General features: G+C 66.4%; 9 protein-coding genes. All 9 read left to right on the top strand.

The genetic code is table 11. The annotated features are described in order from the left end of the window. Window positions 1-8 precede the first annotated feature (8 nt). The 9 genes from ACFX59_RS06205 (at window position 9) to ACFX59_RS06165 (ending at window position 12,234) form a co-directional block, all read left to right on the top strand. Window positions 9-1,793 (top strand): ABC transporter ATP-binding protein/permease, encoded by a 1,785-nt coding sequence (locus tag ACFX59_RS06205; protein ID WP_387430657.1) that lies wholly within the window; start codon window positions 9-11, stop codon window positions 1,791-1,793. Beyond that, window positions 1,790-3,142, top strand: a complete 1,353-nt coding sequence (locus ACFX59_RS06200) for a TldD/PmbA family protein (protein WP_387430655.1) — start codon at window positions 1,790-1,792, stop codon at window positions 3,140-3,142. The genes ACFX59_RS06205 and ACFX59_RS06200 overlap by 4 nt, the downstream gene beginning before the upstream one ends. 26 nt (window positions 3,143-3,168) lie before the next feature. Continuing rightward, a complete protein-coding gene (locus ACFX59_RS06195) occupies window positions 3,169-4,584 on the top strand; it encodes a metallopeptidase TldD-related protein (protein ID WP_387430653.1) in 1,416 nt (471 codons plus the stop codon). A gap of 52 nt (window positions 4,585-4,636) precedes the next feature. Beyond that, a complete protein-coding gene (locus tag ACFX59_RS06190; RefSeq protein WP_387430651.1) occupies window positions 4,637-4,984 on the top strand; it encodes a thioredoxin family protein in 348 nt (115 codons plus the stop codon). Between the two features lie 5 nt (window positions 4,985-4,989). Further along, on the top strand, window positions 4,990-5,589 hold the full coding sequence (locus tag ACFX59_RS06185) for a hypothetical protein (RefSeq protein ID WP_387430649.1): 600 nt from the start codon (window positions 4,990-4,992) through the stop codon (window positions 5,587-5,589). A gap of 275 nt (window positions 5,590-5,864) precedes the next feature. After that, complete coding sequence (locus ACFX59_RS06180; RefSeq protein ID WP_387430647.1) at window positions 5,865-7,889, top strand: glycoside hydrolase domain-containing protein; 2,025 nt, start codon at window positions 5,865-5,867, stop codon at window positions 7,887-7,889. Between the two features lie 91 nt (window positions 7,890-7,980). After that, entirely contained in the window at window positions 7,981-10,500 is a 2,520-nt protein-coding gene (locus ACFX59_RS06175) for a TonB-dependent receptor (RefSeq protein WP_387430645.1), read from the top strand. A gap of 5 nt (window positions 10,501-10,505) precedes the next feature. Beyond that, window positions 10,506-11,591, top strand: coding sequence for a YdcF family protein (locus tag ACFX59_RS06170; protein WP_387430643.1), 1,086 nt, complete (start codon window positions 10,506-10,508; stop codon window positions 11,589-11,591). Window positions 11,592-11,766: 175 nt separating this feature from the next. Continuing rightward, the gene (locus ACFX59_RS06165; RefSeq protein WP_387430641.1) at window positions 11,767-12,234 is read left to right on the top strand and encodes a hypothetical protein; all 468 of its coding nucleotides are present in this window, start codon (window positions 11,767-11,769) and stop codon (window positions 12,232-12,234) included. Window positions 12,235-12,301: the final 67 nt, after the last annotated feature.

Genomic DNA, 12,301 nt, shown 5'->3' with positions numbered 1-12,301 from the left:
GCTGATCGATGTTGCCACAACCCGTTCCATCCGGTGAATCCCGTCGTGAAACGGGGCTCGCCCGGCCGCAACCGGCGGGCGAGCGGTGGCGGCATGCCTTTGGCCTGTTGCGCGATTACTGGACGTCGAAGGACTGGAAATTCGCGTGGAGCGCCTTGATCGTCCTGCTGGCATTCCAGTTCGCGGGCGCATGGCTCTTCGTGCTGATGAACCGTTGGCAACAGCGCTTCTTCGACGGTGTCGAGAATCGCGACGTTGCGGGCTTTGCCTCGCTGCTCACCGCGTTCATCAGCATCCTGGCGTTGCAGGTCGCTTTCGAGACCATCGAGCCCTATGTCCGCCGCATATTGTGCCTGCGCTGGCGCGTCCATCTGACCCGGACCTATCTGGACCGCTGGCTGGCGCGCAACCGCTATGCCGAAATCGAACGGCTGCGGATGATCGACAATCCCGACCAGCGCATCGCGGACGACGTGAAATTCGTCTCCGATCCCGAGGTCGGCACCTTGTCGATCCTGCTGAGCCTGGTCAGCGCGGTCGTGTCGGCCGCGTCTTCGATCATGATCCTGCTCGAAACCGCCGCACCGATCCGCTTCGCGCTGTTCGGTCGGCATGTGGCGATACCGGGTAGCACGGTGGTCTATGCGGTTCTGTACGTGCTGGCGAGCAGCGTGGTGATGGTGCTGCTGGGCAGGCCGTATATCCGGGCGATGATGAGGTGGCAGCACCGCGAGGCGGATTTTCGGTCGAACCTGATCCATGTCCGCCGTAACGCCCCTCAGATCGGACTCGCCAATGCCATCGGAGCCGAGCGGCTCTCGCTTCGTACTGCCCTCCAGAACATCTATCTGACCTCGCGGTCCGTCATCCGGTCGCTGATCGGCCTCAACGCCGCCAACAGCCTGTATGATCGGATCGGATCCATCATCCCGCTGTTCATCCTCGTCCCGCGCTATTTCGCCGGTGCGATCAGCTTCGGTCAGGTCATGGGCGGCCGGGACGCCTTTCAGGCACTGGTGCCGCAACTGGGGTTCTTCGTGCACCTCTACCCCCGGATGGCGACGCAGATTTCGTACATCAACCGCCTGAAGGCCCTGGACGATGCGATCGATTACGAACGTCCGGCAGGCATCACGGCGACCGTCGGCACCTCGGCGGCGATCGCGGTGGAAACCGCTGGCCTCGTCATCCGCCGCCCGCATGGCGAGCCGCTGGTCGATGTCGGTGACTGGCAGGTGCGCGCGGGCGAACGCTGGGTGATCCGTGGGCCGTCGGGCGCGGGCAAGAGCACGTTGTTGCGCGCACTCGCCGGGCTGTGGCCCGATGGCGTGGGCCGGGTCGCATTGGCGGACCGGAGCACGGCCATGTTCGTGCCGCAGCGCCTCTATCTGCCGCTCGGCACGCTGAAGGCAGCGATCTGCTTTCCCGATGCGCCGGAAGATCATGCCGATGCCGAGATTGCCGCCATGCTCGACACGGTCCATCTGTCGCATCTCGCCGATGACCTGCACGCCCTGCGCATGTGGTCCGAGGAATTGTCCCCTGGCGAGCAGCAGCGGATCGCGCTGATGCGGATCCTGCTCCAGAAGCCCGATCTGCTGATCCTGGACGAGGCGACGAGCGCGCTCGATCCGGCGAACACGCAGCATTTCCACGATCTGCTCGGCCAGCGCCTGGCCGACGTCACGATCATCAGCGTCGTCCATGACGAGCGGCTCCACCGCTATCACGACCATGCGCTGATCATTGCCGACGGTCGCGCGGTGGCAGGACCTCTGGAGTCACGATCATGACCAGACTGCTGGCCGCGGATGTCGCGGACATGGAGGACATTGCCGGACAGGCGGTCGCCATCGCGCGGCGGATCGGGGCGGATCATGCCGTCGCCTCGGCGAGCGCCGGGGCGGGCGTGCGGGTGACGGCCCGCGCCGGGGCCACGGACACGGCACTGCGCGATGCGGGGCAGGGGCTTACCGTCACCGTCTATCGGGGGACGCGGGGCGGAACGGCTAGTACGGCGGCGCTCGACCGGCACGCGATCGCCGAGGCGGTGGACGAGGCCTATGCGATGGCGGCTTTGGTCGGCGAGGACCTCGACGCGCTGCCGCCTCTCCTGGCCGACATGGCCGTCGATACGCCGCTGCCGCCGCTCGATGCGCCGTCGGGGGTCGATATCGCCCGGCTGCGAATGATGGCGCTGGAGGGCGATGCGCTGATCCGCGCCGCGTCGGGATCAGGCATGACGCTGGAAACCGTGTCGTCAGGTGTCTCGTCCAGCGAGGGCGTCCATGCGCTGGCGACGAGCGCGGGTTTCTGTCGCGGGCAGACATATTCCAACCATGGCCGGTGGCTGGTGGCGCTGGCCCGCGATGCGGGCGGTGCGGTCAACGACAGCGCCGACAGCTTCGATCGACGCTTCGACCGGCTGATCCCGACCCAGCTATTGGCCGAGCGCGCGGTGGCACGGGCGGCGGGCCAATTGGGAGCGCGCGCGGTGCCGGGGCAGAGGGCACCCGTGCTGTTCGAGCCGCGCGCCGCGATCGCGGTGATCGGCAGCCTGGTCAACGCTCTGTCCGGCCATCCGCAGCTACGCGGCGCGACCTTCTTGCCCGATGCGCTGGGCAAGGCCGCCGCAGCGCCCCATCTCGACATGTACGAGAACCCCTATGAGCCCTTCGGTCCGGCAAGCGGCGGCTTCGACCGCGAAGGGATTGCGGGTCGGTGCCGCACCATCATCCGGGGTGGAACGGTCGAGGGGCTGTTTCTGGGTACGCGGTCGGCGCGGCGGCTGGGCATGGCATCGACCGGCAATGCCGATGGCCCGTGGAACCTCGCACTGACCAGTCGGGCCGAGCGTGGATCATTCGCGGACCTGTGCCGACGGATGGGGCGGGGGCTGATCGTGCGCCGACTGAACGGGGGCGCGGCTGATCCCGTGACCGGCAACTGGACCTATGCCGTCGCGGGCGCGTGGGTGGAGGACGGCTCGCCGGTCCACGCCGTCACCGACGTCACGGTCGGCGGCAATCTGCGTGACATGCTGACCGGCATCGTCGCGGTCGGCGACGATGTGGAGCGGCACGGTGCCTTTTCCACCGGATCCATCCTGATCGATGTCATGCAGATTGGAGGAGCGCCATGACCCCCAGCACCCCGATAGATAGCGCCATGGCGCGCATTCTGGCGCCCGCCGGGCTGGACATGGGTGACCTGTCCCGCGCGCTGGGCCAGTTGGCCAGCGCGCGCACCGACCTCGCCGACCTGTTCTTCGAGACGAAACGCACGCGGACTTTCTGGCTGGAGGACGGCCGCGTCGCGGGCGGATCGTACCAGATCGGACAAGGAGTTGGGGCGCGCGCGGCGCGGGGCGGCCAGGTTGCCTTTGCCCATTCGGCGGACATGGGCGCGGAGGCGCTCGCGACGCTGGCGGCGGCGGTGCGGGCGCTGGACGGGGGGGAGGGCGGTGAGGTCGCGGTGCCGATGATCGGCACGCCGCAGGTTCATAATCTCTATCCGCCGATCACGCTGAACGCGCCGGGCAGCGCCGGCCCGTGGATCGCCTTGCTGGAGCGGATCGACATGGTCGCCCGCGCGGCGGACCCGCGGGTCTCCAGGGTGGATGCCTTTCTGCGGATCGTCGACCAGACCATATTCGTCGCCGATCTCGACGGGCGTGTCGCGGGTGACGTTCGGCCGACAATGCAGTTGTTCGTCACCATCGTCGCGGAAAAAGAAGGTCGCCGCGCGCAGGGGCAGACGGGGCTGGGCGGACGTCATGGGGTCGAGGGCGTGAGCGACACCCGGATCGACGGGCTCGTCGCACAGGCGGTGGAGATGGCGTGTATCAATCTCGATGCCCGGCCGGCGCCGTCGGGCATGATGCCGGTCGTGCTAGGGCCCGGCTACCCCGGTGTCCTGTTCCATGAGGCGATCGGCCATGGTCTGGAGGGCGATCATCATCGCAAGAATCAGTCGGCCTTTACCGGGCGGATCGGCGAGCGGATCGCGGCGCCGGGCGTGACGGTGGTCGACGATGGCGGCCTGCCCGGCCTGATCGGCTCGCTTGGCGTCGATGACGAAGGCTCGGTGGCGATGCGCACGACGTTGATCGAGGATGGCGTGCTGACGGGGTTGATGCAGGATCGGCTCAACGCCGGGCTGATGAACGCCCGGCCGAGCGGAAACGGGCGTCGGCAATCTTATGCCCATCTGCCGATGCCGCGCATGACCAACACCTTCCTGCTCGCCGGGCGCCACGCGCCTGACGATGTGATCGCCTCGGTCAAGAACGGCATTTACGCCACCGCCTTTGGGGGAGGGCAGGTCGATATCGTCAGCGGCCGGTTCAACTTCACAACGACGCAGGCCTGGCTCATCGAGAATGGCCGGATCACCGCCCCGGTCGAGGGCGCGACGCTGATCGGGGTGGGGCATGAGGCCTTGAAGCAAATTTCGATGGTCGGCCACGACCTTGCCCTCGACGATGGGGTCGCCAGTTGTAGCAAGGACGGCCAGCATCTCGACGTTGGTGTCGGCCAGCCGACGATCCGGATCGATGCGATGATGGTCGGCGGCGCGTCGTGATCGTCGCGCTCGGCGCCCAACCAGAAATTCCCAGGAAAGTGAGATGCCTAACGTGACCACGATTCTTCCCGGCCATGAAAATCGTCCGGAAACGGCCGACCCCGTCTCGAGTGAGGCGCTGCAACTTTTGGTCTTCAGCGCGACCTGGTGCGGGCCGTGCAGGGCCATGGCGCCGGCAATCGAGGATATCGCCCAGGATTATGCCGGGGAGCTCGTCGTGGTAAAGATCGATATCGAAACATCGCCGAACCTCGCAAAAGAATTCGACGTGCGCGGGGTGCCCACGGTGATCACGCGCCGCGGGGGCGCGGTCATCGACCGCCATGTCGGTGGCATGACACGGACACGGCTTGCGCTCATGATCGAGGACGCGTTGAAGCGCGGGGACGCTGCGGAATGAACGGCATGACGACCGTGCCCGCGATGGTGACGCTCCGCCACGCATTGGGGATGGAGGAGCCCGATCCCGTGACAGCCAGAGCCGATGATGCGACGCGGCTGGCCTGCTGGATGCTGAACGCCATCCGGCCATGGCCCGAGGCGGCACGGAACGTCATGCAGGCTTTGCTCATGGCGCATCGGGAAGGTCGGACTGGTTCCGCCGAATGGCGAAATCTACGCAGCGCCGCCGTTGCGCTGGGCGATGACCGCGATGCCGAGGTTCGGGCGTTTGGCCATGTCGCGGAAGCCGCGGCCTGGCCCCTTGCGACCGCGCGGGCGGGGCTGGTCGAAATGATGCAAGCGATCTGCCAGCTCCGCGCCCAGCAGATGGCGAGGGCGACCGGGTGGACGGAGGAGGACGAGCAGGCCGCCCATGTCATCCTGACGGAGATCGAAGCGGGCGACAGTACGATGCAACCCCGGCGTGAGGACATCCCCGCTCTTTTCATGGCTGCAAACCCGGCTCTGGAGAAAAGATTCTGCGTGAACCTGACGGCCGCGAACGCCGCCTTTGGCGCTTTTAAAGCGGAGGTCGCGGCTTGGATCGCGGGCGCAGCCCGGTAACGGATTGGCGGCGCAGGTCGGGCAGCACGCGCCCGGTGTCGAAGACCGGGGGTGCGCAGGAAATAGCCCCAAGCCTTCGCCTTATGGTGAATTCTGTTCGGCCAAAACGGGCTCCATGCCGCTTCTGACGTTTGCCATAGTACCACATGAACGCAAAAGGGCTTTTACCCCGCTAAAACGGGCTCATAGCCGATCGGCAGGTCATGGCGGCGTCAAAAAAGGCGCATAGGGAATGGCCCTTTCGCTCGGCGGAGCGACGAACGGGGAAGCAAGGAATGAAATTCATCATTGCGGCTGGGCTGGTCATGACCGCGACACCCGCATTCGGGCGCGATGCTCCTGCCGATCTGGTCGATCCGTTCGTCGGGACGCTGGCCGATTTCGGGCAGTTGACGCCCGCTGCGGTGGCGCCATTCGGTATGGTGCAGCTGGGGCCCGATACCGATCCCGCCAACCATGCGGGCTATGATTTCGCGGCGGATCGGCTGCACGGCTTTTCGTTGACACGCGGCGTCGGGGTGGGTTGCGGTGGCGGGGGTGGCGACCTGCTGGTATCGTTACGGCCCGCTGGGACAAGCGGCCCGGCGGTCATGGACAAGCGCAGCGAGCGCGCGAGTGCGGGCTTCTATCAGGTCGCGTCCAACGATGGGGTCACGGCACAGGCCACTGCGACTCGGGGGGCGGGGCTGCTGCGCTTTCTGGTGCAACGGCCGGGACGGGTCGTGCTGCGGATCGATGCGGGGCACAGCTATGCCAAGCGGGCCTCCGCCGCATGGCGAACGGCGGACAGCGACGACCTGCGCGCCGAGATGGTGGCGGGGACGGTGTGCGATAAAGGGCTCTATCGTCTCTTTTCGTCCAGCCATGTGACATTGAACGGTCGCCCGCTTCACCGCACGCTGACCGTGAAGGAGGGCCTTGCGACCCTGGACCTCGATGTGCGGCGCGGCGACGTCGTGGAACTGGCGACGGGCCTGTCGAGTGTCGACGTCGATGGCGCCGCGCTCGTTCGCAAGCGGGAATTGGGAAATCGCCGGTTCGAGGCGGTCGCCACTGAGACGCGCGCGGCCTGGAACAATGTGCTCGGGCGGGTAAGGCCGGAAGGGTCTCGTGCCGAACGCGCGCTGTTCTACACCTCGCTGTTCCGGGTGTTCCAGACCCCGGTCGCGATCGACGATCCCGATCGTCGCCATCGGGAGAATGACGGCACGATTGCCCGGTCGGCCGCAGGCCAGACCCGTTATGCGAGTTGGTCTCTATGGGACAATTACCGGACCCAGCTACCCCTGCTTGCCCTGCTGCAACCCGAACGCAGCCAGGATATCGCCCGGTCGCTCGCCGATCTCTATAGGCGCGGCAAGGCGCAATGGGCGACGATGAACGAGCCGTTCCTGACGGTTCGCACCGAACATGCCGGGATCGCGCTGCTCGACATGCGGCGCAAAGGCATCGCCGGGTTCGACGCCAGGGCCGCCCTTAACGGCATGGTGGCGGACAGCGCCACGCTCCAGCGCGAAACGCCCGACCAGCAGATCGAGGCCGCCTATGACGACTGGGCGACCGCGCAGCTGGCGCAGGACCTGGGGGACGGGGCGACGGCGCGCCGTTTCTCGGCGCAGGCCTATGGCTATCGCCCGATGTGGCGTTCGGTCTTTCAGACGCCGGGCGCGGACGGCGATATCGTCAAGGCGAGGGGCCTGTATCAAGGGACGTTGTGGCAATATCGCTGGGCGCCGGTCTTCGATCTCGGCTGGATGGTGGCGACGGTCGGCCGGTCCGAGTGGCTGGCGCAGTTGCACCGCTTTTTCGACGCGGGCCTGTTCAACATGACCAATGAGCCTGACATCCAGGTCCCCTGGCTGTTCGCGGCGGCGGGGCAGCCCCAGGCGACCGCCGATCTCGTCCGCAAGATCCTGACGCAGCCGATGGCGCATCCCTATACCAATGCGGGCAAGCTGCCGCAGCCTTTTGTCGGCCACAGCTTTGCGCTGGCGCCGCAGGGATTTGCCGACGGGATGGACGACGATGCCGGGGCGATGACCGCCTGGTACGTCTTCGCCTCGCTGGGGCTGTATCCGCTGGTGCCGGGGGAGCCCCGGTATGTGGTTACGGTCCCGGCATTTGCGCGCACGAGCATCGATCTGGGGCAGGGGCGACGGATGACGGTGCGGCGGATCGGCCCCCGCGATGGCGTGGTCGTCCGCGCGGACTGGAACGGACGGACCCTGGCGGACTGGCGGGTCGGGCATCATGCGTTGCTGGAAGGGGGCATTTTGACTGTCACGACACGGCCGCGTTGATCCAGGTTGATGCATTTCCCTCAAAAGCTTCACAAATCTGTCGCGAACAACGGGCATCGGAGCCGCCACTTCATCCGAAACGGGGGAAATCATGACCTTTGCCAAAGCCGCGCTGCTGCGCGCGACCGCCCTGAGCGCGGCCCTTCTCGTCACCCCGCAACTGGCGAGTGCGCAGACAGCCAATGAGACGGCGGCGACCGATGCCGCGCAGGGCGATATGGCGGCGCAGTCGGCGACCGGCGAAGAGGTGATCGTCACGGGTTCGGCGCGGCGGCAGCGGCGCTTCGACGTGTCCTATGCGGTCAACTCGCTGGGGCAGGACGATGTGAAGCGACTTGCCCCGCTGAACTTCGCCGATCTGCTCGGCAAGCTGCCCGGTATCCAGGTCGAGGCGACTGGCGGCGAGGTGCAGAACGTCACGCGCATTCGCGGCATTCCGACCGATGACGGCTATGCCGTGTTCCAGCAGGACGGCCTGCCGCTGTTCCACGATATCAACGGCAATTTCTTCCGCGGCGACAGCCTCAACCGCTATGACCTGATGACCGAGCGGGTCGAGGTGGTGCGCGGCGGCCCGGCGCCGATCTTCGCCAGCCAGGCGGCGGCGATCGTCAACTCGATCACGGCGACCGGCACCGACACGACGCGCGGCAAGGTCCAGGTGACGGTGGGCACCACCGATCTGTATCGCCTGGACGCGATGCAGGCTGGGCCGCTGGGCGAGCGGACCTATTATGCGATCGGTGGCTATCTGCGGCAGGATGGGGGCCAGCGCGACAATGGCTTTCCCAATGATCGCGGCGGCCAGATCCGTGCCAATATCAAGCGTGACCTCGACAACGGCACGCTCAAGATCAGCGTCAACTATCTGAACGACCATAACAGCTTCTACCTGCCGATCCCGATCGCCGATCCGCGCAATCCGTCGGTGTCGCTCAATCCCTATATTGATTTCTTCCACGGCACGCTGAACTCGCCCGCCTTTCGCGGGGTGACGCTGAAGTACCGCGACTCTGCCGGGGTCGTGCGCAGCGAGACGCGGGATCTGGCCGATGGCCGTCACATGGAATATGGCAATATCGGCCTGCAATATGACGCCGAATTCGGCGGCTGGCAGTTCTCGGCCAAGACCGGCTACACCCAGGGCAAGCTGCGCTTCGACGCGTTCTATTCGACCTCCAACCCGGTCGACGCCAACAGCTTTGCCAATGGTTTCCAGAGTGCGGCGACCGCCGCGTTCGGGCCGGTCGCGCGGCTGGGCTATGCGCTGTCGGGGACCAATGGCGCGACGGCCTATGACCCTTATGCCGCGTCTGGCCTGGTCGTGCAGGGCCAGTATCGCGGCGTCGATTCCAGCTTCTATTCGGGGCAGGGCGATGTCAGCGTCACGCGCAAGTTCGAGACGGGCTTCGGCACGCATGACGTGCGGCTGGGCGGCTATGCCTCGGCCTATGGGCTGACCAACAAGGCGGTCTATCAGGATTATCTGATGGAGGTGCGCGGCCAGCCCCGGACGCTGGACCTCGTCGCCTATTCGGCGAGCGGGGCCGTGCTGGGCTCGGTGACCGACAAGGGCGTGCTGCGTTACGGCACGACGCTGAACCAGGGCGATGTCGATTCCACCGTCTATGCGCTCTATGCCAACGACACCTGGGAAGTGACGCCCGGCCTGCGCATCGATGGCGGCATTCGCCATGAATGGTACAATATCAGCGGCTATGGCCTGACATCGACCTCGGTCAATCTGGGCGATCCCGCCACGCTCGCCGACAACAGCGTCCGCAGCTTCGATGGCGGACGCCAGACACGCAAGGACAGCCCGGTCGCGACCAACTGGACGATCGGCATCAACTACGACGTCAGCACCCATTTCGGCGGCTATCTGCGTGCGTCGCATCTGGAGGTGCCGCCGCAGTCCGCCAGCTATTATAATATCAACCCCGTGCTGGTGAAGACGCAGGCCGACCAATATGAGGCTGGGCTGAAGGCATCCTTCGGGCGCAACTACTTCTATATGACGGGCTTCTATACGAAGTTCGATCCGTTCAACGCCTCGTTCGTGGCGTTCAACCCCACGACCGGCCGGAATGACCAGTCGGTGCCCTTTATCGGCCAGGCCGAGGTCAAGGGCGTCGAGGTCGACGGCACGCTGGCCCCGGTGCCATGGTTCTTCGTCTCCGGATCGTTCACCTATCAGGAACCCAAGTACAAGAATCTGCAGAACAGCTCGGGCGCCGACCCCTCGGCCGTCAACGGCAAGCAGATCATTCGCGAGCCCAAGGTGTTCGGCAATATCCGTCCGACCTTCGCCTTTGACGCAGGCGGCGATCAGGTGGAGGTCTATGGCCGCTACGAGTTCGTCGGACGTCGGTATGTCGACCTGTTCAACAATACCGGCCTGCCCGCCTATAATACCTTCGGGCTCGGCGCGACGCTGACCCATGGCGGGTTCCAGTTCCAGGTCGTCGGGGACAATATCTTCAACAACAAGGGACTGACCGAGGGCAATCCGCGCACCGACCAGCTCGACGGGCAGACTTCGCGCGATGCGATCTATGGCCGCCCGATCTTCGGGCGCAGCGTCCGCTTCGTCGTCAGCAAGGCTTGGTGAGGCCCATGGGGCGGCTGATGGCGGCGGTGGCACTGGCGATCTCCATTGCCCAGCCGCTGCCCGCCGCCGCGCCAGCGGTACGGGATACCCAGCTGGCGGCGATGGCGGAGCGGCTGTTTCCGGCGCTGCACGGGCCGCTGGCGGGAGACGCGCGGGATCGGCGCGTCGCGGCCTGTGCGGGAGCGCCTGCTTGCGTGGTCGCGGCGGCGATCCTGCGTGACGAGGAGCGGGAAGCCTTCGCCGCGCGCTTCCCGGATCAAGGGGATGACGTGCGGCGGCAGGTCGATGGGCTGAACGACATATTGCGCGTGTACGGCGTCGGCAAATTGCCGCGCTATCCGCTGATCGACGGGTCCGACGCGCCGTTCGGGAGCGAAGCCTTTGCGGCCAAGGTGGCCGATGCGGTCGTCATGGCCGGGGCGCAGCGCGGCGATCCGGCGGTCGGCGGCGACATCAGCCTGTCGCTGGCGCTCGCCTTGCTCGATGCCAATGACAAGAATGCGGCCGTCGCCTTCGAGCCCCTGGATCAGCGGTACAATGCCGCCGCCATCCGGCGGGCGCGGACCATGGCGTGGAGCCGCTATCGCTACACCGCGATCCTGGTCCTCGGGGTCGGGCCGGATGACCTGGAAACGCCGCTCAGCGCCAAGGGGAAGGTCAATGTGCGCGTCGCCGCCGAGCAATTTGCCAAGGGCGCGGCGCCGTTTCTGATCGTCAGCGGCAGTGCCGTGCATCCACGCGACACGCCGCATGTCGAGGCGCTGGAGATGCGGCGCGCCCTGATCGAACGCTATGGCATTCCGGCGGACGCGATCGTGGTCGAACCCTATGCGCGGCATACCACGACCAATGTCCGCAACGCCACGCGCCGCTTGATCGCGATGGGCGCGCCGCTCGACCGGGACATGCTCGTGGTCAGCAACGCCTCCCATATCGATGCGGTCGCCAGCCCGGCCTTTGTCGAGCGCAACCGCCGCGAACTCGGCTATCAGCCCGCCACCGTTGATGGGCGGATCGCGCTCACCGCGATCGCCATGAAGCCATCCCGTGAGGCGCTGCGCGCCGATCCCGCGGACCCGCTCGATCCCTGAACGGGCATGCCCAACAATGCGGCTCCGTCGATAGAGACACGCAGGCCGAATGCCAGATCTTACGAGCAGGCGGCCGAATTCGGTCTGCGTCAACGGGGTATCGCGAAGATGGATGGCAACACCAAGCCGGGCAGGGTGATGATCCTCGATGTTGCGGCCGCGCCGGGGGCAGACGATGACGATCGGTGTCATCGTGCCCAGGCTGACCGACACGGTCATGGCGATGCTGTACGAAGCCATCGCCCGGGCATGCGGGCGAACCGGTCGTATCGCGCTGGTCGCGACGACCGACGAGCAGGTCGAGGGCGAGCTATGGGCCGCCGAGTCCCTGTTGCAGCGTGGCGTGGATGGGCTGATCCTGGCCACCGCGCGCGACGATGACGATCTGCCCGACATTCTGGCCAAACGCGGCGTGCCGTTCGTGCTGGCGCTTCGGACCGACGGCAAGAGCCTGTCCTCCATCGGCGACGACCGGCTGGGCGGCAATCTGGCGACACGGCATCTCCTCGACCTGCTCATCTCGGGCCGCAGTCGGCCATGCGAGCCGATCCAGATGGCAGCGCCGACCCTCATCCCGCGACGCTCGACGATGGCCAATGGGGGGAAGGAGCGGACGGCGGGTGTCGCGACGCGCGAGGGGTAGCCGAAGCGACCGATCCCCGCCGGCAGGGGCGTCCGGCGTTGTAGCAATAGACGTGCCGCCGCCCATC

The organism is Sphingomonas sp. NCPPB 2930, from assembly GCF_042867205.1.
Taxonomy (GTDB): Bacteria; Pseudomonadota; Alphaproteobacteria; order Sphingomonadales; family Sphingomonadaceae; genus Sphingomonas.
This window is presented reverse-complemented; position numbering and strand designations above follow the sequence as displayed.